General features: G+C 73.9%; 19 protein-coding genes. 9 read left to right on the forward strand and 10 right to left on the reverse strand.

The window, feature by feature from the left end; genetic code table 11:
- Positions 1 to 10: 10 nt before the first annotated feature.
- From QSK00_RS06740 to dgoD, 5 genes are all read right to left on the reverse strand, one after another.
- Positions 11 to 886, reverse strand: a complete 876-nt coding sequence (locus QSK00_RS06740; RefSeq protein ID WP_285588861.1) for an NAD(P)H-binding protein — start codon at positions 884 to 886, stop codon at positions 11 to 13.
- Between the two features lie 92 nt (positions 887 to 978).
- Positions 979 to 2,328, reverse strand: coding sequence for an MFS transporter (locus QSK00_RS06745; RefSeq protein ID WP_285588863.1), 1,350 nt, complete (start codon positions 2,326 to 2,328; stop codon positions 979 to 981).
- On the reverse strand, positions 2,325 to 3,326 hold the full coding sequence (locus QSK00_RS06750; protein ID WP_285588864.1) for a 2-hydroxyacid dehydrogenase: 1,002 nt from the start codon (positions 3,324 to 3,326) through the stop codon (positions 2,325 to 2,327). The genes QSK00_RS06745 and QSK00_RS06750 overlap by 4 nt, the downstream gene beginning before the upstream one ends.
- A complete protein-coding gene (locus QSK00_RS06755) occupies positions 3,323 to 4,417 on the reverse strand; it encodes a maleylacetate reductase (protein WP_285588865.1) in 1,095 nt (364 codons plus the stop codon). Before QSK00_RS06755 ends, QSK00_RS06750 begins: the two co-directional genes overlap by 4 nt.
- Positions 4,414 to 5,616, reverse strand: coding sequence for a galactonate dehydratase (gene dgoD / locus QSK00_RS06760; protein ID WP_285588867.1), 1,203 nt, complete (start codon positions 5,614 to 5,616; stop codon positions 4,414 to 4,416). Before dgoD ends, QSK00_RS06755 begins: the two co-directional genes overlap by 4 nt.
- A gap of 119 nt (positions 5,617 to 5,735) precedes the next feature.
- Here dgoD and QSK00_RS06765 point away from each other — a divergent pair, with 119 nt between their 5' ends.
- The gene (locus tag QSK00_RS06765; RefSeq protein ID WP_285588869.1) at positions 5,736 to 6,626 is read left to right on the forward strand and encodes a LysR family transcriptional regulator; all 891 of its coding nucleotides are present in this window, start codon (positions 5,736 to 5,738) and stop codon (positions 6,624 to 6,626) included.
- A gap of 27 nt (positions 6,627 to 6,653) precedes the next feature.
- On the opposite strand, the gene QSK00_RS06770 is transcribed toward QSK00_RS06765, so the two are convergent.
- The 3 genes from QSK00_RS06770 to QSK00_RS06780 form a co-directional block, all read right to left on the reverse strand.
- Positions 6,654 to 6,926: a hypothetical protein gene (locus QSK00_RS06770; protein WP_285588871.1), complete on the reverse strand. Its 273-nt coding sequence runs from the start codon at positions 6,924 to 6,926 to the stop codon at positions 6,654 to 6,656.
- Between the two features lie 115 nt (positions 6,927 to 7,041).
- Entirely contained in the window at positions 7,042 to 7,650 is a 609-nt protein-coding gene (locus QSK00_RS06775; protein ID WP_502872021.1) for a DUF6918 family protein, read from the reverse strand.
- 180 nt (positions 7,651 to 7,830) lie between these two features.
- Complete coding sequence (locus QSK00_RS06780; protein WP_285588873.1) at positions 7,831 to 8,241, reverse strand: GNAT family N-acetyltransferase; 411 nt, start codon at positions 8,239 to 8,241, stop codon at positions 7,831 to 7,833.
- A 371-nt stretch (positions 8,242 to 8,612) separates the two neighbouring features.
- Here QSK00_RS06780 and QSK00_RS06785 point away from each other — a divergent pair, with 371 nt between their 5' ends.
- Both QSK00_RS06785 and QSK00_RS06790 read left to right on the forward strand, forming a co-directional pair.
- Positions 8,613 to 8,861: a type II toxin-antitoxin system Phd/YefM family antitoxin gene (locus tag QSK00_RS06785; RefSeq protein ID WP_285588875.1), complete on the forward strand. Its 249-nt coding sequence runs from the start codon at positions 8,613 to 8,615 to the stop codon at positions 8,859 to 8,861.
- A complete protein-coding gene (locus tag QSK00_RS06790) occupies positions 8,858 to 9,238 on the forward strand; it encodes a type II toxin-antitoxin system VapC family toxin (RefSeq protein WP_285588877.1) in 381 nt (126 codons plus the stop codon). The genes QSK00_RS06785 and QSK00_RS06790 overlap by 4 nt, the downstream gene beginning before the upstream one ends.
- A gap of 49 nt (positions 9,239 to 9,287) precedes the next feature.
- On the opposite strand, the gene QSK00_RS06795 is transcribed toward QSK00_RS06790, so the two are convergent.
- Positions 9,288 to 9,821 (reverse strand): DUF1097 domain-containing protein, encoded by a 534-nt coding sequence (locus QSK00_RS06795; RefSeq protein WP_285588880.1) that lies wholly within the window; start codon positions 9,819 to 9,821, stop codon positions 9,288 to 9,290.
- A 510-nt stretch (positions 9,822 to 10,331) separates the two neighbouring features.
- On the reverse strand, positions 10,332 to 11,027 hold the full coding sequence (locus QSK00_RS06800; RefSeq protein WP_285588882.1) for a hypothetical protein: 696 nt from the start codon (positions 11,025 to 11,027) through the stop codon (positions 10,332 to 10,334).
- Between the two features lie 310 nt (positions 11,028 to 11,337).
- Here QSK00_RS06800 and QSK00_RS06805 point away from each other — a divergent pair, with 310 nt between their 5' ends.
- Genes QSK00_RS06805 through QSK00_RS06830 form a run of 6 tightly spaced genes read left to right on the forward strand, consistent with a single transcriptional unit; the run spans position 11,338 to position 17,880 of the window.
- Positions 11,338 to 12,768: a hypothetical protein gene (locus QSK00_RS06805; RefSeq protein WP_285588883.1), complete on the forward strand. Its 1,431-nt coding sequence runs from the start codon at positions 11,338 to 11,340 to the stop codon at positions 12,766 to 12,768.
- Complete coding sequence (locus tag QSK00_RS06810; RefSeq protein ID WP_285588884.1) at positions 12,765 to 14,069, forward strand: glycosyltransferase family 4 protein; 1,305 nt, start codon at positions 12,765 to 12,767, stop codon at positions 14,067 to 14,069. Before QSK00_RS06805 ends, QSK00_RS06810 begins: the two co-directional genes overlap by 4 nt.
- The gene (locus tag QSK00_RS06815; protein ID WP_285588886.1) at positions 14,066 to 15,217 is read left to right on the forward strand and encodes a glycosyltransferase family 4 protein; all 1,152 of its coding nucleotides are present in this window, start codon (positions 14,066 to 14,068) and stop codon (positions 15,215 to 15,217) included. The genes QSK00_RS06810 and QSK00_RS06815 overlap by 4 nt, the downstream gene beginning before the upstream one ends.
- A complete protein-coding gene (locus QSK00_RS06820) occupies positions 15,210 to 15,995 on the forward strand; it encodes a class I SAM-dependent methyltransferase (protein ID WP_285588888.1) in 786 nt (261 codons plus the stop codon). Before QSK00_RS06815 ends, QSK00_RS06820 begins: the two co-directional genes overlap by 8 nt.
- Positions 15,992 to 16,675 carry an acyltransferase gene (locus QSK00_RS06825; RefSeq protein ID WP_285588890.1) on the forward strand — a complete coding sequence of 228 codons (684 nt, stop codon included), beginning with the start codon at positions 15,992 to 15,994 and terminating at the stop codon, positions 16,673 to 16,675. Before QSK00_RS06820 ends, QSK00_RS06825 begins: the two co-directional genes overlap by 4 nt.
- Positions 16,672 to 17,880: an MATE family efflux transporter gene (locus QSK00_RS06830; RefSeq protein WP_285588891.1), complete on the forward strand. Its 1,209-nt coding sequence runs from the start codon at positions 16,672 to 16,674 to the stop codon at positions 17,878 to 17,880. Before QSK00_RS06825 ends, QSK00_RS06830 begins: the two co-directional genes overlap by 4 nt.
- The last annotated feature ends 21 nt before the right edge of the window (positions 17,881 to 17,901 follow it).

Genomic DNA, 17,901 nt, shown 5'->3' on the forward strand with positions numbered 1-17,901 from the left:
GCCTGCGGGCTCAGCTGGCCCGGCCGGGCGGGGGCCACCAGTCGATCGCGGACACCGGGGTCGCGGGGGCGCCGGTCAGGCGGGGGACGACGTCGGTGACCGCGGCGAGCCCGCCCTCGGCGATCGCGAGGTACCAGGAGATCCAGGCTTCGATCTGCTCGCCCGAGAGCCCCAGCCGATAGCGGCGGTCGAAGGCCTCCTCGGGGGTCTCGGGCTCGTACCGGTAGGGCCGGCCGCTGGCCAGGGCGACCTGCTCGACCTCCTCGGCGAGGGTGAGCGCCTCCGGGCCGGTGACCTCGAGGACGGCGCCCTCGTGGTCGTCGGGAGCGTCGAGGGCCAGGGCGACGATCACGGCGGCGATGTCCTCGTGGGCGACGAAGGCGGTCCGGCCGGAGCCGCCGGGGCCGCGGACGACGAGGTCGTGGTCGGCCAGGGAGGCCGGGGTGGAGGCGTAGATCCCGGCCCGGACGATCGTGTGCCGGACCGGGGCCGACTCCAGGTACTGCTCGGTGAGCCAGTGGTCGCGGGCGTTGCGGTAGGTGGCGTCGGGGGCAGCGCCCAGCAGCGACACGTAGATCACGCGCTCGACCCCGGCGGCGACCGCTGCCTCGACGGCGGTGGCGTGCTCCTCCAGGCGGCGGCCGGTCGGGCGGCCGGAGACGAGCACGAGGGTCCGGGCGCCGTCGAGGGCGACGCGCATCGCCTCGCCGTCGTCGTAGGCCGCGGGCCCGCGGGGCTGTGCGCCCCGGAGCCGGGGGAGCCGGGCGGGGTCACGGGCGAGCAGGAGCTGGGGCGCGTCCCGCTCGGCGAGGTGCCGGGCCACCCGGGAGCCGAGTTCCCCGGTGGCGCCGGTGACGGCGATGGTGTCGTGACGGGGCGTCGACATGGAGCACCCTCCGCTCGGGGACCGGGGCGATCACGGTGCCACGGACGTCCCGCGCCGCGCGGGCCGGGCGGGCCCCGCGCGGCGCGCGCTCGTCAGCGGCTGACGCCGTGCCCCGGGGTGTCGGCCTCGACCGGCCCCACGACCGGGTCGAGGTCCACCCCGCGGGTCTCGGGCAGGGCGAGCACGGCCAGCAGGCTCGCGACGGCGACGACGACCATCGCGGTGGCGAGCAGCCACGGCCCGCCCACGGCGGCGACGAGCCCGACCGCGATCACCGGAGCCGGGCCGGCCAGGACCGCGCCGGGGATCTCGCGGCTCAGCCCGAACCCGCTCAGGCGGTACTGCGCCGGGAAGAGCTCGGCGAAGAACGCGGCCTGCGACCCGAAGATCGCGAGGCAGCCGCCGCCCAGGGCCAGGGCGAACGCCAGGACGATCAGGGCCGGGTTCGTCGTGTCGAGCATCCAGAAGAACGGGAACGAGATCAGCGCGCAGAAGCCGGAGACGACGACGTAGACGGGCCGTCGTCCGGCGACGTCCGACCAGCGCCCGACCAGCGGGATCGCGAGGGCACCGACCGCGCACCCGACGAGCAGCGCCAGCAGCGACGTCGAGCTCGGGACGCCCTTGGTCTTCAGGTAGCTCAGCGCGTAGGTCTGGACGACGTAGATGTTGAACGCCAGCGGTCCGTTGGCCACCATCGCGAGCAGGAGCCGCTTCGGCATCGCCCGGATCATGTCGGCGGCCGGGACGCGGGTCTCGGCGCGGGCGGCCTTGAGGTCGGCGAACACCGGCGACTCGGGGACGCGCAGCCGGATGATCAGTCCGACGGCGACGACGATGATGCTGAGCAGGAACGGGATGCGCCAGCCCCAGCTCAGGAGCTGCTCCTGCGGCAGCAGCGCGACGGCGCCGCTGACCGCGGCCGCGAGGCCGATGCCGAGGAACACCCCGGCGGCCGGGAGCGAGGAGAAGTAGCCCCGGCGTGGGCGCGGGGCGAACTCGGCGACCATCGTGACCGCCCCGACGTACTCCGCGCCGACCGCCAGGCCCTGCAACAGCCGGAGCGCCGCGAGCAGGATCGGCGCGCCCACCCCGATCGCGGCGTAGGTCGGCAGCAGCCCGATCAGGGTGGTGGCGACCCCCATGAGCAGTAGCGTGGCGACCAGGGCGATCCGGCGGCCGTAGCGGTCACCGACGTGCCCGAAGATCGCGGCACCGATCGGCCGGGCGAAGTACCCCACGCCGAACGTCGCGAACGCGGCGACCAGCCCGGCGGTGCTGGAGAACGACGGGAAGAACAGCGCGCCGAACACGAGCGCCGCCGCCTGGCCGTAGATCGCGATGTCGTACCACTCGATGAGGCTCCCGACCATCGTGCCGGGGATGAGCCGTCGTCGGGACTCCTCCCAGATGTCGGTGGAGGAGGGGGCAGCGGCGGTCATCGGCGCTCCTGGAGGGACGGGGCCGGCAGGCCCCGGGACGGGCGGACGAGGTGGGAGAGCGGGCCGCCCGTGGCGAGGCGGTTGATGTTCGCGGCGATCACCGCGTACCGGCGCTGCGAGAGCTCCCGGGTCCACGCGCTGGAGTGCGGCGTGCACCAGACGTTCGGGAGGTCCCAGAAGGGCCGGCGGGCCGGGGCCGGATCCGGCTCCGAGGAGCTGGGGTAGCGGTACCAGACGTCGAGGACCGCGCCACCGATCGCGCCGGAGGTGAGCGCCTCGTACAGCGCGTCCTCGTCGACGACCTCGGCACGGGACACGTTGATCACCACCGCCTGCGCCTTCATGACGGCGAGCGCGGCACGGTCGACCAGCCCGGTCGTCTGCTCGGTGAGCGGGCAGGCGACGACGAGGAAGTCCACGTCGGCCAGGAACTCGGGGAGCCGGTCGGGTGGGAGGACGGTGGTCGTCCGGTCGTCGAGGGCGTGGTCGTCGAGGGCGAGCACCCGCATCCCGAACGCCGACGCCCGGGCCGCGACGGCCCGGCCGATCCGCCCGTAGCCGAGGAGCCCGAGGGTCTTCCCGTGCACCTCGCCGTGCGGGACCCGGTGGCGGTACTGCTCCGGCCACGCGTCCGCGGAGAAGCGGTCCGTCATCTCGCCGGCCCGGATCTCCCAGTCCAGCAGCCGGGCGAGCACGAACTCCGCGATCGGGATCTCGTGCTCGAAGACGTTCGCGACGGCGGTCTCCGGGCGCAGGTTCTCGAGGTCGATCCCGTCGAGCCCGGCGCCCGGCACGTGGAGCAGCCGGAACGACGGCATCCGCCCCGACGGTCGCCGGAACCGCAGCGAGACGACGACGTCGTCCGCGCCGATGCGGTCGTCGTGCGCGTCGGTGGTCGCGGCGTCCGCGGGGAGGGCGACCACCTCGTGCGACGGGTCGAGGTGCGCGGTCAGGTCGTCGGCGTGCGTGGCCGCCTCGCCGACGAGGAACACGGTCACGGCCGGCCGCCGTCCAGGGCCGCCTCGAGGATCGCGCGCACCGGCGCCTCCTCGACGGGCGCCGGGTTGCGGCCCTCCCACGGGTCGGAGCCGTGGCCGCCGGTGGTGATCTCGACGATGCGCTCCACCGCCTCCCGGCCGACGCCGACGTCGGCGAGCCGGACGGGCAGGCCCGCCGCCGTGGCGAGGTCCCACAGGTGCCCGGCGAGGTCGGTGGTACCGACCGCCCGGGCGACGAGCCCCAGCGACTCCGGGGCCCGCTCCAGGAGGTGGGCCGTGACGTAGGGCAGGACGACGGCGTGCGCGGTGCCGTGCTCGACGTCGTAGCTCCCGCCCAGCGTGTGCGCCACCGCGTGCTGCAGGGCGAACCCGCCGGTCAGGGCGGCGCCCGCGAGGTAGGCGCCGTAGAGCAGGTCGGAGCGCACGCCGAGGTCGTCGGGCGCGGCCAGCAGGCGGGGGAGGGCGTCGCAGACGACGCGCGCCCCCTCGACGGCGGCGGGGACGAGCAGGGGGCTGGTCGACGGCAGGTAGACCGCGTCGATGCAGTGCGCGAGGGCGTTCATGGCACTCGCGGCGCTGACCCGCACGGGCAGGCCGACCGACAGCTCCGGGTCGTAGAGCACCGTGGACGCGAGCATGTCCAGGCTCTGGTGCATGTACTTGACGCCGTCGATCGTCATGCCGCAGAAGGCCGTCATCTCCGAGCCCGAGTACGTCGTCGGGACGTCGATGATCGGCAGCGCGTGGCGGTAGGCGATGCCCTTGGCGAGGCCGGTGGCCGCCCCGCCACCGGCGGCGACGAGACAGTCCGCGCCGAGCTCCCTCGCCCGGGCCTCGGCGGTGGCGGTGAGCTCGATCGGGACCTGCGAGACGGCCTCGGGCAGCAGGCCGGCGCTCCGGTCACCGAGGTCGGCGACGAAGCGCTCGCCGAGGGCCGTCCGGCCGGGGGTGGTGACGACGAGGGCGCGGCTCGCCCCGAGGCGCTCGACCTCGGCGCGCAGCGTGCCGGCGCAGCCGGGCCCGAAGACGATCCGGGGCGGCGTGGCGTTGTGGGGACCACCCGGCGTCGAGAAGGTGCGGAGGTCGCTCACCAGTCGACCACCGTTCCGTCGGGCAGGACGGCGGCACTGCTCTGCGGGATCTCGGGCTCGTAGGGGTGCTTCGCCGCCTCGGCCTCGTCGACCTCGACGCCGAGGCCGGGGGCCTCCGGGACCAGCCAGTGGCTGCCTTCGCGCGTCATCGGCGTGGAGACCACGTCGTCGTACCAGCTCACGGCACCGCTCATCTCTTCCTGGATCACGAAGTTGGGGGTGCTGACCGCGTAGTGCAGGGCCGCGGCCCCCGCGATCGGACCGTTCGGGTTGTGGGGGGCGATCCCGACCTGCTCGACGTCGGCGAGGGCCGCGATGCGCTTGCCCTCGAGCAGGCCGCCGGTGTGGTTGAGGTCCGGCTGCGCCACCGCGATCGCCTTCGAGGCCAGCACGGGGAGGAACTCGCGCAGCCCGACGAGTCGCTCGCCGGTCGCGAGCGGCACCGAGGTGTGCTCGGAGACCCAGCGCAGCGCCTCGGTGTCGCCAGGAGCGACGGGCTCCTCGCAGAACAGCGGGTCGTAGGGCTCGAGGACCTCGATGTACTGCAGTGCGGCCGCGGGGGAGGCCGGGCGGCCGTGGAAGTCGACCATGATGTCGACGTCGGGCCCGACGCCGTCGCGCAGCGCCGCCATCAGTTCGTCCACCTGGCGTCGCTCCCGGGCGACCGTGAGGTGGTGGCCGTAGGGGACGAACACCACCTTGAGCGCGTCGTACCCCTTCTCGACGACGGCTGCGGCCTTCTCCTTGATCGCGGTCGCGTCGAAGGTCTCGTACACCGAGCGCATGTCGCCCAGCCCGAGGTGGGTGTAGACCCGCACCCGGTCGCGGACCCGCCCGCCCAGCAGCCGCCACACGGGCTGGCCGAGCGACTTGCCGAGGATGTCCCAGAGCGCGTGCTCGATCCCGCTGATCGCGGTCGTCCCGACGATGCCGAGCCGGTAGTAGCTGTGCTTGGTCATGATCCGCAGCAGCTGCTCGATGTCCCGCGGGTCCCGACCGACGATCATCGTGGCGAGGTCCTCCACGGTGCCGACGACGGCGCGGGTCTTCCAGTTCAGGCTGGCCTCGCCCCAGCCGACCAGGCCGTCGACGTCGGTCCGGACCTTGACCAGGACCCAGTTCCGCATCTCGGCGTTGACGACCACCGTCTCCACCGCGGTGATGCGGATCGCGAGCGGGTCGTCGGGTGGGGCTGGCATGCGCTGTGGCTCCTCGTCGTCGGTGACGCAGCGCACGCTAGGTCCGGCCCTCAGATCAGGTCCAACTCTCTTTCCGGCTCTCTTGATAAGCAGGAGCTGTCACGGGTAGGACGGCGGGTGTGGACCGGTTCCGTCTCGAATGCTTCGTCGCGCTGGCCGAGGAGCTGCACTTCCACCGCGCCGCCGAGCGGTGCCACATCAGCCAGCCCGCGATGAGCCAGCAGATCCGGGCGCTCGAGCACGAGATGGGGGTGTCTCTCGCGCACCGCACCCGGCGCAGCGTCGCGCTGTCCCGGCCGGGGGAGGTGTTCCTCGACGAGGCCCGCAAGCTGCTGCGGCAGTGGGACCACTCGGTGGCGCTCGCGCAGCGCACGCACCGCGGCGAGATCGGGCAGATCGTCGTCGGCGCCACCGCGCCCGCGCTCTACGTGCTGCTGCCCGAGGTGGTGGCGCTGTTCCGGGAGCGGATGCCCGGGATCGGCGTCGTCGTCGCGGAGCTGTCGATGTCCGAGCAGGAGGCCCAGCTGCGCTCCGGCGACATCGACGTGGCGCTGATCCACCCGCCCCTGGACGACCCGGCGCTGGTCGCGGAGGAGGTCGCCCGACCGGCCTTCCGGATCGCGCTCCCCGAGGCGCACCCGCTGGCAGCGCACGACGCCCTGGACCTCGCGCAGCTGGCGGGCGAGCAGTTCGTCGTGTTCCCGCGCCGGATCGCGCCGCAGCTGCACGACACCCTCATCGCGCTGTGCCGCGACGCCGGCTTCCCGCTCGACATCGCGGTCGAGGCCCACCCGGCGCAGACGATCATCGGCCTGGTCGCGGCCGGCGTCGGGCTCGGCTTCATCGCCGCGGAGGCGCAGCAGCTCAACCGCGACGGCGTCGTCTACCGGCCGCTGCGGGGCGCGCCGCTGCGGCTGTCACTGGGCGTGGCGCACCGGTCGGGCAACGTGCCCTCGACGGTCTCGGAGTTCGTGGCCGCCGCCCGCGACGCGGGGGTGCGGGTGCGGTAGGGCGACCGCACCGCTCCGGACCCACCCTCAGCCGGCGCCCTCGCGCCGCGCGAGCTGGCGACCCTCCGGCGTGATCGCCGTGGGCAGCGGGAAGCGGTCCTGGTGGGTGATCTCGATGTAGCCGGCCTCGGCCGCCTCGGTCACCACCCGGGCGCGCTGCTCGGGGTCGATCTGCACGCCGTCGACGGTCCAGTCCGGGGGCGGGACGTCGGCGCCGCCCTCGGCGTGGGAGTCGCCGAGGTGCTCGTCGAGGTGGCGCAGCAGGCTGGTGAGGACGTCGGCGTCGGGTGCAGCGGTCATCGGTGACCTCCGGGTCGTCGGGCGACCCGGCCGCGCGGACGGAGCAGCGCCGGGTCGTCGACGGGGTGTGCGAGGAGGGGGACCGCCAAACGACGGTCCGCCCCTCGGCGCCCGATCACCGCATCGCGTCCTCGACGATGGTGCCCATCTCCGGCAGGGCCGCGGTGATGCTGTCCTTCGCGCCGGAGCGGGCCAGCTGGTAGGTGACGCGGGCCCCGACGCTGTCGGCGGCCGCGGCGAACCGGTCGCTCACGCCCACCAGGGCGGCGCTGACCTCGGGGGCGCGGTCGGCGAGGAAGCGGCCGAAGCTGCCGGAGGCGCCCGTGGCCCGGTACGCGTCCCACTGCGGCTGGAGGGCGTTGGCGTAGCCGACGAGCTGGCGGTCCATCAGGGTGCGGGCGGCGTCGGGGTCGCCGGCGGACGCCGCTGCGAGCGATCGGGCGACGATCCCGCCCTCCTCCTCGGCGGTCCGTCCGGCCGCCGCGGTCAGGCGGTCGACGACGCCTGCGCGCTTCGCCGGGTCGGTCAGGGTGGTGGCGAGCGAGCCGGCCGGGACGAGGAGGTCCTGGTTCTGGGCCGGGTCGAGCGCGGTCGCGGTCCCGACGGGGAGGACCGGGCTGGTCACCACCGGGGCGATCGCGCTGAGCGCCCCGGCGGCGAGGCCGGCGACGAGCAGGGACCGGAGGCGGAGGGAGGTCGGCGTGGAAGCGGAGCGTGATGTCATGAGCACGCTCCGAAGCGTGTAAAACACCCGGGGCACTACTCCGTCCGGAGTAGGACAGTCGCGATCGGCGGTCGTTCTCGTGCGGTCGGCGGTGATCAGGTCACGACGCGGCCACCAGGGATCGGGAGCATCGTCACCGAGGTGAGACCCGTCGTCGGGAACGGGTCAGAGCTGCTTGATTCAGAGCGCCTTGGTGAGGAAGTACTTGGCGTGGCCGGGCGGGTAGTCGGCGAGTTCGCCGAAGAGCCGGTAGCCGTGTGCCTCGTAGAAGGGGCGGGCCTGGAAGCTGTAGGTGTCGAGCCAGACCCCGCGGCAGTCCCGACGCCGGGCCTCGTCCTCCGCCGCGCGGAGGAGTGCGGAGCCCAGGCCGGTGCCGCGCCGGGACGCGTCGACCCAGAGCTGCTCGACATAGAGCCACGAGAAGTGGGTGTAGCCGGCGAGGCCACCGACGAGCCCGTCGTCGTGGGCGAGGACCGCGAGCGTGCGGTAGCCGCCGTCGGGCCGCTCGGGGATCTCGGCGTGCAGCGCCGCCTTGAGGTCGGCGACGTCGTCGTACGGCGGGTCGTCGGTGACGGTGAGCGGGTGGTCCACGCGGCCAGGGTGGCAGGCGCCGACGTCTCGCCCGGAGCGACCTGATCGGGCCGGCCCGCGCCGACCTCAGCCGGGGCGCCGGGTCCCGGGGGACGGTGCTGCTCGCCGCGTGAGCGTCCGACGCTCCGGGGCCCGACCTGCGCGTCGCGCACACGGTTCGAGGACCGGACGACCCGGCGGCGGCGACCCCTGCGCGTCGCGCACACACGGCCGTCGGATGTGTGCGTCACGCGTCGGGATCGCGCGGGTCGACCGCCGGACCGGCCGGAGTGTGTGCGTCACGCGCAGGTCTCGCCGCGTCATCAGTGCCGCCGGAGTACCGCCTCGTCCTGCCCGACGTACCGAGGTAGCACAGGTGCTACATTGGCGACATGGAGTCCGTGGGACTGCGCGAACTGCGGCAGAACGCGTCCGAACTCGTGCGCCGGGTCGAGAACGGCGAGCGGATCGAGGTCACGGTGTCCGGCCGCCCGAGTGCGGTGCTCGTGCCCGCGGAATCACGGCGCTGGCGGACGTGGGCGGACGTCGCCGAGGTGTTCGACGGCGCCCAGGACCCCGACTGGACGGCTGACCGCGAGCTGATCGACCAGGAGATCCGCGATCCGTGGGGCGACCGGTGAGGGCCGTCCTGGACACGAGCGTGTTGATCGGGATGGACGTCGCGGAGCTCGAGGGGGAGCTGGCCGTCAGCACGATCTCGCTCGCCGAACTCCACTACGGCGTGCTGGTCGGGCGCGACCGGAATGTACGGGGCGAACGGCTGCGGCGGCTCACGGCGATCCGCCGTCTCTTCGACGCCATCCCGGTCGACGACGCGGTCGCCACCAGCTACGGCCTGCTCGCGTCGGCGGTAGCCGAGGTGGGCCGCAGTCCGCGGCCCCGGAGCATGGACCTGCTCATCGCGGCCACGGCACACGCCCACGCCGATCGGCTCTACACCCGCAACGCCCAGGACCTCGTCGGGCTCGAGAACGAGCTCGAGATCGTGTCCTGCTGAGCCCGAGGCGCCGACGGCCGGTGGCCGTCGGCGCCACATCCGGAGCCGGTCAGGCGGCCTTGGCGGCAGGGGCCTTCGCCGAGGAGCTCGTGGCGCCCATGAGCTTGCCGACGAGGATGCTGCCGACCCAGCCGTAGAGGCCGCCGATCACGAACGAGATGAGCATGACGGTGAAGGGTCCGGTCGCGAACGCGAAGTCGGTGCCCGAGGCGCTCGTGAGCAGCCCCCACCCGACGGTCATGGCGAAGGCGATGACGGCGCCGGGCACGAACTCCAGCAGCGGCACGAGCGCGCCGAGAATGAGGATCAGGGTCCCGGCACCCACGACGACACCGGTCAGCGCGGGCCCGGAGACGAGGCCCGCGACGATCAGCGTGATCGTCCCCATCACGACGCCCCAGATGTTCGCGGGCATGGACTTCTTGAGCGCCGGCAGGTCGCCGCCCGCCGCGAAGTAGCACGCGGCACCCATGAAGGTCGCCGGGACGAACAGCCCCAGAGCGGCGAGCGGTCCCGCGTACAGCCAGGTCAGGATGCCGCCGACGACGCCGACGACGATCGCGAGAGCAACGGGGAGTTTCACGAGGGAGGGCTCCTTCTGACGCAGCCACGCATACGCCGAGTGGCCGAGAAAAGTGCGGTCATGTCGCAGAGTGCAGGCAGGCAACCGGGCGAACAATGCGATACCCGCGTTGTCACCACGTGTTTTCCGGACGACATGATCCCGACATCGATCGTGTTGTTCCTGCGATGCGGGTAACAGCACTGGTGCTGCGGCAAGGCATGAAAGTCAGCGCGGTTTCGTACGGACTACGTGCACGAAACCAATGTTGCGCGGCACCGAGTCGAGCCCGACGACGTACACGGCGAGGCGCCGCTGGACTACGCCGAACCGGTGAACCAGGGCAGCGTCGACGGTTAAAGCGTGACGGGTCGGCGGTCGGCAGGCGCCTGCGCGGCTCGGACGGCGACCGCCGGACCGAGTCGTCCTGACCCGGTTCGGGGAGAGCCGGTCGGAGCTGGAAGCTCGCCGGACGCCGAGAACGCCGGGACCGGGTCCATCCGACCCGGTTCCGGCGTGGTGGTGCGGAGCTCAGCGCCGGGTCATGACCTCGGTGCGCGGCTCGCGGTCGTCCTCCCGGCGCGGCGCCGCGGGCACGGAGCGCCGGCCGCGGCCCAGCGCGTAGGCGCCGCCCCCGGCGAGCACGACCAGGCCGGTGCCCCCGAGGACCCAGGGCAGCAGGTCCGGCCCGGATGCCGGGTCGACGGGGGTCGCGCTCACGGCGTCGGTGCTGGTCGTGTCGGTGGACTCCTCGGCCGTCGTGTGGTGCCCGGCGGTGTGCGTCCCGGCGGCGGTCGAGTGGTGTGCGGGGACCGGCGGCGGGACGGTGCCGACGACCGTGATCCGGCTGGTGACCGTCCCCGCCGAGGAGGACGCGGTGACGGTGTAGGTGCCGGCGTGAGCGCCGCTCGCGATCGTGGCCGACCCGTCGAACGCCTCCGGGTTCGACCGCGACAGCGTCGCGGGCCCGGCGAAGGCGGGGGAGGTGACGGTGATCGGGCCGGTCGCGGTCGAGGCGGCGGGCTCGGCGAAGGTGCCGGAGAAGGTGACCTGTGCGCCGGGCTTCACCGAGGACGCGGACAGCGTCAGGACCCCGGGCTCGGAGACGACGGAGACGGCGGACGAGTTGGTGACCGGGGTGACGGTGTCGGCGAGGGCGACGCCGGTCCCGGCGAGGGCGAGCGAGCCGGCGATCAGGGTGGTGGCGGCGATCCGGGTGAGGCGCATGACGAGCTCCCGAGGGTGAGGGAGGCGGTGCGGGAGGGGCCTGATGGGCGGCTCCCGTGCTGACAGGGAGAACTCTGCCGCCGCGACCGGGGCCGTCCCGTCCTCCGAGCAGCCACACCGGGGGACGACACCACCGTCCCCCGACGAGGGGACGGGGCACTTCCGGCCAAGCCGACAAGGTGGACACGCCAGGTGACGAACTCGCCACGGAGAGATCCGTGTCTTGTAACGACGTCACTCGTTCGAGCGACTGACGTCTCGTCCGCGTCCGACATAAGCGGGCTCATTCACTCGGCCGGAGGTCCCCTGGATGCGAGAACCGACCGTCGTGCTCTACGAGCTCAACGAGGTTCCCTGGCGTCTGGTCGACGCGTACGTCGCCGACCACCCCCGCTCCACCATCGCGCGGCTCCTGCGCGAGGGCACCACGTGGACGACGGTCAACGAGGACGCCGCGCACCTGAGCCCGTGGCGGACCTGGCCGACGGTCCACCGCTCGATGTACGCGGCCGACCACAACAGCTTCGAGCTCGGGCAGGACCCGGCCACCTTCCGCGGCGTCGACCTGTGGGAGCCCCTCGACGAGGCCGGCATCCGCGTCGGCACGTTCGGCCTGCTTCAGACGTGGCCGCCGCGGGGGCACCGCAGCGGCGGCTTCTCGGTGCCCGACACCTTCGCCCGCGACGCCGCCACCGAGCCGCCCGAGCTGGGCACCTTCCAGCGGTTCAACCTCAAGATGACGTCGGAGAACGCCTACTCCTCGGACGCCCCGCTCTCCGCGACGGATCTCGCGCGGACCGGGATCGACCTGATCAGGCGGGGCCTCACCCCGGCCTCCGCCACACGGCTCGCCGCCCATCTCGTGCAGGAGCGCCGCGAACCCCGGTTCCAGGCCGCGCGCCCGATGATGCAGGTGCTGCCCGCCTTCGACCTCTACTGGCGGCTGCACCGCACCCACCGTCCGCGGTTCTCGGCGTTCTTCACCAACCACGTCGCGGCGATGATGCACCGCTACTGGGGCGACGCCCTCCCGGAGTACGCGGCCTCGTTCGACTACGAGCCCGACCCCGTCTACGCCACCTTCTGCGACACCGCGATGACCCTGGCCGACCGCCAGCTCGCCCGCGTCGAGCGGCAGCTGCGCCCCGGCGACCGCCTCGTCGTCGCCGCCAGCATGGGTCAGGGCCCGATTGACCACCGCGTCGACACCTCCGGGCTCCTCGTGCTCGACGACGGGCCCGCGCTCGCCCGGTTCCTCGGCGCCGGCCCGGCCGCGCAGGAACTCGCGATGCACCCCATGTGCTCGCTCGCCTTCGACACCGTCGACGCGGCGGCCCGGGCGGCGGACCGCCTCCCGCAGGTCGTCGACCACCGCGGCGACGCGCTGTTCGAGCGGGTCGAGCAGCAGGGCCGGTCGGTCGGGTTCTCCACGCGCTACACCGCCGTCGCCGACGACGACCCGCGCACCGCCCACCTCGAGGGCATGACCGCGACCTACGGCGAGCTCGGGCTCGCCGTCCGGGAACGCCTGGGCGGCAGCAACACCGCGTACCACATCCCCGAGGGCATCCTCGTCGACCGCGAGATCGGCGCCACCGGGCGCGGCGACGTGCGCCGCGAGATCAACGTCCTCGACGTCGCACCGTCGCTGCTCGCGACGGTCTACGGGGTCATGCCGCCCGCCTCGATGAAGGGCGGCGTCGACGGATCGCTGTTCCACCGCACGCTGGGAGCCTCGTGACCCGCTCGTTGGACGTCCGGATCCTCGGACTCAACTACGCCCCCGAGCCCACCGGGATCGCCCCGTACACGACGGGCATGGCGCGGTTCCTGGCCGACGCGGGACACCGGGTCGAGGTCGTCACCGGCCTCCCGCACTACCCGCAGTGGGCGCTGCCCGCCGGCTACCGGCGCGAGCGGATCCGCGAGCGCGACGGCAACGTCCGCATCACCCGGGTGCCGCACCCCATCCCGACGAAGCCCACCGGCCGGGCCCGCGTCGCCATGGAGGCGGCCTTCGCGGCGCAGGCGGCGCTGGTCCCGGGGCCCCGACCCGACGTCGTGATCGCCGTCAGCCCCGCCCTGCTCACCGTCGGCGCCGCCCTGCGCCACCGGGCGCAGGGCGCCGCGGTCGGCGTCGTCGTGCAGGACCTCTACGGCCGCGCCGCGGTCGAGGCCGGCGTGCTCACCGGCCGCGAGGCCGCCGCCACCGCCGCCCTCGAACGCCGCCTGCTCGGTGCCGCGGACGGCGTCGTCGCCATCCACGAGCGCTTCCGCCGCTCGCTGATCGGCCTCGGGGTCGACGACCGTCGCATCACCACGATCCGCAACTGGACCCACGTCGGCGCCGCCACCGGCGACCCGCGCGCGCTGCGCCGCCGCCTCGGGTGGGGCGACGACGAGGTGATCGCCCTGCACGCCGGCAACATGGGCGTCAAGCAGGGCCTGGAGAACGTCGTCCTGGCCGCCCGCCTCGCCGACCGGCAGGGCCTCCCGGTGCGATTCGTGCTCCTCGGTGACGGTCACCAGCGCAACCACCTCGCGGCACTGTCGTGCGGCGTCGAGCGTCTGGACATCCTCGACCCGCTGCCCGACGGCGAGTTCGAGACGGTCCTGCGCGCCGCCGACGTCCTCGTGCTGAACGAGCGGCCCGAGATCGCCGAGATGTGCGTGCCCTCGAAGCTCACCTCCTACTTCGCCTCGGGCCGCCCCGTCGTCGGTGCGACCGGGCTGCACAGCGCCGCCACCGCCGAGATCGCCGCCTCCGAGGGCGGGGTCACGGTCACCCCGGGCAATCCGGAGGCCCTGCTCGGCGCCGTCCTCGGAGTGGTCGACGACGAGGAGGAGGCCCTCGCGATGGGCCTGCGCGGCGAGCTCTTCGCCCGCGACGTCCTGCACGTCGACGCGGCCGCGGAGGCCTACGTCGACTGGGTCGAGCGTCTCGCCGGCGTCGCCGCGCCGGCCGAGGTGATCCCGCAGCGCCGCCGCCTCCTGCGACGCCCCCCGATGCACCCGCGGGCGGTCGAGCGGGAGGGCGCGTGAGGGTCGCGCTCGTCCACAGCTTCCACCACAGCGACGTCCCCAGCGGCGAGAACGTCGTGGTCAACGCGCAGGAGGAGGCGCTGCTCGCGGCCGGCCACGAGGTCGTCGTGGTCGCGCAGGACAACGACGAGCGCAGCCGGCGCCGCACCTATCCGCTCGAGGCCGCGGCCACCGTCGTCACCGGCTTCGGGCCCGACCCGACGGAGATGCTGCGCCGGATCGCCCCCGACGTCGTGCACGTCCACAACCTGTTCCCGAACTTCGGCACCCGCTGGCTCGCCCGCTGGCAGGGGCCCCTGGTCGCGACGCTGCACAACTTCCGTCCGATCTGCCCCGCCGGCACGCTCCTGCGCGACGGCCGGCGGTGCGTCGACTGCACCACCGACCCCCGGGCGGCCGTGCGGCACCGGTGCTTCCAGGAGTCGCGGATCGCGACGCTGCCGCTCGCCGTCGCCACCCGCGGCGGCGCGACCCGCCACCCGGTGGTCCGCCGGGCCGACCGGCTCATCACCATCTCGGCGCGCGCCGCCGCGGAGTACCGCGCGGTCGGGGTGGCGCCGGAGCGGCTCGTCGTCGTGCCGAATGCCGTTCCCGACGACGAGCCGGGGCCGGTCCGCAGCGCCGTCGAGCACGAGATCGACCCGCGGTGGGTGTTCCTCGGCCGCCTGTCGGCCGAGAAGGGGCTCGTGGAGCTCCTCGCGCGCTGGCCGGTCGGTCTGCCGCTCGACGTCATCGGGTCCGGTGGACAGGAGGCCGAGCTGCGCGCGAGCTGTGCCGATCGCCCCGAGGTCCGGTTCCTCGGCGCGCTGTCCAACGTCGAGGTCCGCACCCGTCTCGCGGGCTACACCGGCCTCGTCGTCCCGAGCCTCTGGGCCGAGGCCGGACCACCGCTGACCTACGTCGAGGCGCTCGCTGCTGGCGTGCCGGTCGTCGCGGTCGAGGGCAACGGGGCCGCGGACGACATCGCCCGGCACGGGACCGGCGTCGTCGTCGGGAGGGACGAGGACCCGGCGGTGGCGCTGAAAGACGTGGCGCGGGACCGGACCCGCCTCTCGCCGCGGGCGCGCGCCGTCTACGAGCAGTACTTCTCCACCGGCGCCTGGGTGACGGCGCTGACGAACGTCTACCGGGAGGCCGCACGTGGCTGAGGCGGGCGGCGGCACCTACGCCGCGATCCTGACCGACCTGCTCGAGCGGCGGGTCCTCGCGCCGACGGACTCGGTCCTCGTCCAGTTCGCCGGCGAGTTCGACGAGAAGATCACCGCCGAGCTCGGGCTGGTGAACTGCACGTTCTCCAACCTCGCGCCCGACTCGCCGTCGTCGCGCCTCGCCGACGGTCACGGCGCCGACGGTCGAGCTCCGCTGCGCTCCGTCTCCCGAGCCGACGCCCACCGCATGCCCTACGCCGACGCGAGCTTCGACCACGTCATCGGCCACGCCGGGCTGCACCACTGCTCCCGGCCCCACCAGGCGCTGCACGAGATGTACCGGATCGCGCGCCGGACGGTCGTCGCGGTGGAGAACCAGGACTCGCCGCTCATGCGCGTGGCGTGCTCGCTCGGGCTGGCCGGGGTCTACGAGCACGCGGCCGTGGCCGACGGCGGCGGCACCACCGGGGGCGTGGACGGCACCGGCGTGCCGAACTTCGTCTACCGGTGGACGCGGCACGAGGTGCGCAAGACGGTCGCCACCTTCGACCCCGGCCGCGCCGTGCCGGTCGAGTTCCACGCCCGCTGGCTCATCGGCTCCGACCGGGCACTCACCGCCTCGGTCCGCGCCGCGATCGGCGGCCGGGAACGCGTGATCGGGCTGCTCAACCGCGGCCTCAACACCGTCGCCCGCCGCCAGGGCAACATCTTCGGCTTCACGATCCGCAAGGACCTGGCCACCCCGCATCCCTGGATCGCCCTGGAGGCCGCGTCATGATCCGCTCGCGCCGGTTCCGCACCCTGTCCGCCCTGCTCGCGGTGTTCCTGCCGGGGCGGCTGCGCCGGTGGGTGCACACCCGCCTGCTGGGCTACCGCCTCGACCCGACCGCGACGATCGGGCACGCGTTCATCGACGTCGACGCCCTCGAGATGGGCCACGGCGCCCGCATCGGCCACCTCGTGATCCTCCGCGGCTGCGAGGAGGTTCGCCTCGGCGACTGGGCGATCATCCAGATGCTCGTGTGGATCAACTCCGTGCGCGCCGACAAGGGCTACTTCCGCGACGTCGAGCGTCGCCCGGCCCTGATCCTGGGCCACAAGTCCCTCATCACGATGCTGCACTTCATCGACGCCTGCGACCTCGTGGAGCTCGAGGACTTCGCCTCCCTCGCCGGGTTCGGGTCGCTGATCCAGACCCACGCCGTCGACCTGAAGAACCTCAAGCAGGACTGCGCGCCGGTGCGGATCAGCGAGTCGTCGCTGGTCGCGAGCCGGTCGACGCTGCTGCCGGGCGCGATCGTGCCGAGCTGCTCGATCGTCGCGGCCGGGTCGGTGGTGAACGGCAAGATGGTCGGGCACCACCTCTTCGGCGGGGTGCCGGCCAAGCCGCTGCGCGAGACGGACCTGACCTGGGGCTACTTCAACCGGCCCCGCGAGGGAAGGCCCGGGGCCTGGTGAGGCGGTCCGTCCTCGGCGTCGCCGACCAGGTCGTCAGCTCCGGCTCGAACTACCTCACGGCGTTCCTCGCCTCGCTCGTGCTCGCCCCCGTCGACTTCGGGGCGTTCGTCCTCGCCTACGCGGTGGTGACGGTGCTGCTCGCCGGCACCCGCGCGGTTGTCGGGGAGCCGCTGCTCGCCCACCTGCCGACGGTCGAGGGTTCCCGACGACGGAGCCTCGGCGCCTCCGCACTGTCCCTCGCCCTGGTGCTCGGCCTGGTCTCGGCGCTGGTGTGCGCGGCGGGCGGGGCGTGGTTCAGCGCGCTGCTGGTGTTCGCGGTGTGGATGCCGGCCGCGCTCGTCGCCGACGCCGCGCGCTACGTGCTGCTCGCGCGCCGCGACACGGGGCGGGCGCTGGTCGTCGACACGGTGTGGGTCGTGGTGCAGCTCGCCGTGCTCGGCGGGGTCCTCGCGTGGGGCAGCTGGTCGATCGGGTGGCTCGCCGCGGCGTGGGGGATCGGGGCGGTCGCGGCCGTCGTGGCGTTCGGGGTCGTCGCGCCGGAGCGGTTCGCGGCGCCGCGCGCGTGGTGGGCCGAGTCGCGCTACCTGTCCGGCTGGTTCACGGCGACCTCCGTGCTCGGCCAGGTGCAGATCTACCTCGTCCTGCTGCTCGCCGGGGCCGTGCTGCTCGCCGTCGACACCGCCGGGCTGCGGGCCGTGCAGCTCCTGGTGTTCCAGCCCGCGATCACGCTGATGGCCGCGCTGCTCGTGCTGCTGGTCCCGCCGATGGCGGCGTGCACGGCGGCGGGCGACCTCGCCGGGCTGCGCCGGGCCCGGGGTCGGGCGCTGGCGGCGATGGCCGTGATCGGGGTGCTGGCGCTGCTCGCGATCCCGCTGCGCGAGGTGCTGCTCTCGACGTTCTTCCCGCGCTACACCGCCTACGCCGCGCTCGTCGTGCCGATCGCCCTGCAGACCGCGATCGGCGCGCTGACCGTGCCGTTCCAGGCGCAGATCCGCGGGTTCCGGCAGGGCCGGGCGCTGTTCGCCCAGCAGCTCGTCCAGGCCGGGGCGCTGATCGGGTGCGCCGGGATCGGGATCGCGCTCGGCGGAGTGGTCGGCCTCGCGTGGGGGCTCGCGGTCGCGACCGCGATCGCCCTCGTCGCCATCGTGGCGCGGGCACTGCGGCTGGAGCGACCCGTCGTCGGGACCCCGGTGGTGGCGGCGTGACCCTCACGACCGGCGTGAGGG

This window comes from Actinomycetospora sp. NBRC 106378 (assembly GCF_030269685.1).
GTDB lineage: Bacteria > Actinomycetota > Actinomycetes > Mycobacteriales > Pseudonocardiaceae > Actinomycetospora.

What these genes read in the sequence shown, in the direction of transcription:
- QSK00_RS06805 (WP_285588883.1), top strand. Translation starts at nt 11,338, where the DNA reads ATGCGAGAACCGACCGTCGTGCTCTACGAGCTCAACGAGGTTCCCTGG.
- QSK00_RS06825 (WP_285588890.1), top strand. Translation starts at nt 15,992, where the DNA reads ATGATCCGCTCGCGCCGGTTCCGCACCCTGTCCGCCCTGCTCGCGGTG.
- QSK00_RS06740 (WP_285588861.1), bottom strand. Translation starts at nt 886, where the DNA reads ATGTCGACGCCCCGTCACGACACCATCGCCGTCACCGGCGCCACCGGG.
- QSK00_RS06775 (WP_502872021.1), bottom strand. Translation starts at nt 7,650, where the DNA reads ATGACATCACGCTCCGCTTCCACGCCGACCTCCCTCCGCCTCCGGTCC.
- QSK00_RS06785 (WP_285588875.1), top strand. Translation starts at nt 8,613, where the DNA reads ATGGAGTCCGTGGGACTGCGCGAACTGCGGCAGAACGCGTCCGAACTC.
- QSK00_RS06770 (WP_285588871.1), bottom strand. Translation starts at nt 6,926, where the DNA reads ATGACCGCTGCACCCGACGCCGACGTCCTCACCAGCCTGCTGCGCCAC.
- QSK00_RS06745 (WP_285588863.1), bottom strand. Translation starts at nt 2,328, where the DNA reads ATGACCGCCGCTGCCCCCTCCTCCACCGACATCTGGGAGGAGTCCCGA.
- QSK00_RS06800 (WP_285588882.1), bottom strand. Translation starts at nt 11,027, where the DNA reads ATGCGCCTCACCCGGATCGCCGCCACCACCCTGATCGCCGGCTCGCTC.
- dgoD (WP_285588867.1), bottom strand. Translation starts at nt 5,616, where the DNA reads ATGCCAGCCCCACCCGACGACCCGCTCGCGATCCGCATCACCGCGGTG.